We start from the raw sequence: 2,452 nt of genomic DNA on the forward strand, positions 1-2,452 counted from the left end.
GTTCAGCATCATTTTCAATAATTTCATAATTTGAATTATCTTTCATATTCAACAAACTCCTTTTGCAAATTTACTACATTTCTTTCTATGTCAAAAGACATTTCTTACTAACGTTAAAGTTGTCACAACTTATTATTTATCCACTTCCGTAAAAAAGTATTCCAACGTCTCCACAAACATATTATGTTCAAACAGTTCCTTAATTTGCTCCCGATTCATCCACGCAACTTGCGCCACTTCATCTGTTGTAGCATTGCTCAAATCAACCTCTCCATCATACTCGAACAACCAAACATCTACAATTTTATTAACTACTTTACCGAACTCTATTTTCTTTATATCAGACAAAATAACATGTCCTTTTTCCGGTAATAAATCTACCCCTACTTCTTCTTTTACTTCTCTGAGTGCACCTTGCAAACTATCTTCCCCTTTTATCACTGAACCATCCACACATTCCCACACCAAGGGAAATGTTGGTCTGTTTGCCGAGCGCTGCGCAATCAGATACTCTCCCTTTGAATTGCGAATCCAAACATGTACCACCAGATGATATCCGTCTATCGGTAACTGCTCACCCCTGACATGGTCTTTCCCAAGAAGCTCCCTATTTTCATCATACAAATCCCAAATTTCTGCATCCGGTACATACTCCACAATATCGCCAAAATCTGCATTTAAAGTCTTACAGATTTTGCTAAGAATTGTAAGACTTACCTCTTCATCACGTCGCAATTTTGTCATTGTATTCGGGGCAATTTCTGCCTTTTTACGCAAATCAGATTTGCTCATTTTTTTATCCACTAATAATTTCCATAATTTGTTATATGATACAGCCATAGTATTCGCTCCTACCTATTCACATAAATCTTTTTCTGCTTCATATCTACCTTTGCAACAGCACCATACTGTAACGCGCATCGTGGCATAGCATGTCCGAAATTCACATTATAAACAATCGGAAGTTTCTCATTGTCTATCACTCTAATAAGAATATCTTTATATTCCTGATAATAAGCTTCATCCTGTGGTTTTCCAACTAATACACCATTTACCACGTCGAATACTCCCTTTTCTTTCAGTAATAACACTTCTCTTTCAAACAATTCAGGAGTCGGTTTTTCTTCGCAGGTTTCTATAAATAGAATTTTCCCAATCCACTCTTCCTTATTTGGAAACAAATCATATCTTTCACAAACTTCCTTTTCATCTTCATATCTGCTATTGGTCAATACATCATAAAGGCTTTCCAAACATCCGCCTAATAATCCTCCTTGGAAAATTTCACTTCCCTGGAGAAGTTCAAACCCACGTTCTTCCTTATGAGTTTTTCTTTCTGTTCCTATTGCGACTCTTGAAAAATCTTCTCTTTCTTCATACCAAGTATCACTGGATGTAATTTCATCAGATTCATTACCTTCCAAATAACTCTCAAATGCCCTTTTGGTATATGGTAACATTTCATCTGCAATTTCTCCCAAATCACAAATAAAGTTTGGTCCGTAATAAGTAGACAAGCCCAGTTTATAAAACATCAAATGATTGATAGTAGTATCTGAGAATCCTGTAAATAATTTTGGATGCTCCTCTACCGCTTTTATAAACTCTTCATCTTCCATCAGATAAGGCAAAAGTCTGTATGTATCATCACCACCAATTGCACAAATAATCCCTGCAATAGAATTATCCAGAAATGCATCTTTTAGGTCTTTCGCCCTTGCTTGCGGGTGAGTTTGCAAATATTCAATACCCTTCAAAGCATTTGGCATAAATACCGGCTCCAAACCATATTCTTTTAATCTCTTTACACCAATCTCAATATTATGACTGCAAAATTCTTCACCAAGCATTCCACTCGACAAGCTTACAATTGCTACTTTGTCACCTTTTCTCAATTTTCTTGCATATCGCATACAGACATCCTCTCTCTTTGCTAAAACACTGTCCGCTTTTATACTTCTTCAATTTCATAAATACGTACAATTTTGTCAATTATTGACTTCATATTTTCTACAAGAGACTGGCTACTATATATAATCTCCTCCCTTAATTCATACTTCCTTTTTATCCTTTTATCATTATTATATCTATCAAAGAAATCATAATAATACGCCATATATTCCTCTGGTAACATATTTAATTCTATTACTGGCTGAGCATGCTTGCATGGCTTTCCATTTATAATGACATGGAGTGCTGATGCATAAATGCGCTTCAATTCTAGATAGATAGGCTCATATAATCCATTTTCATAATCAACACAAACTTCACTTGAATACATACCTTCATTTCTTAATAAGTTCTCAATATCCTTAGTAAGATTTAATTCTCTTATAATTTGTACCGATTCTACTAGTACTTCCTCTTCCCATTCGTTACCTTCGCGGTCAGTATGATAAGCAATACCATCAATAATATTCCCATATATTTTTTCATAAGCTTCTGTAAAAAT

Annotated in this window: 3 protein-coding genes and 1 pseudogene; all 4 read right to left on the reverse strand. The window is 35.0% G+C overall.

Going from position 1 to position 2,452, the window contains the following annotated elements:
• Positions 1-132 precede the first annotated feature (132 nt).
• Positions 133-657 carry an NUDIX hydrolase gene (locus DW059_RS15310; protein ID WP_330408460.1) on the reverse strand — a complete coding sequence of 175 codons (525 nt, stop codon included), beginning with the start codon at positions 655-657 and terminating at the stop codon, positions 133-135.
• Positions 640-840: pseudogene (locus DW059_RS17455) on the reverse strand (helix-turn-helix domain-containing protein); the annotation flags it as partial. The gene DW059_RS15310 and the pseudogene DW059_RS17455, both read right to left, overlap by 18 nt.
• A gap of 11 nt (positions 841-851) precedes the next feature.
• Complete coding sequence (locus DW059_RS15315; protein ID WP_117699358.1) at positions 852-1,913, reverse strand: S66 family peptidase; 1,062 nt, start codon at positions 1,911-1,913, stop codon at positions 852-854.
• Between the two features lie 38 nt (positions 1,914-1,951).
• The coding region (locus DW059_RS16010; protein WP_158552142.1) for a hypothetical protein at positions 1,952-2,452 on the reverse strand (501 nt) is incomplete at its 5' end.

The sequence above is a fragment of the Roseburia sp. AF42-8 genome, assembly GCF_003435965.1.
Taxonomy (GTDB): domain Bacteria; phylum Bacillota; class Clostridia; order Lachnospirales; family Lachnospiraceae; genus Roseburia_C; species Roseburia_C amylophila.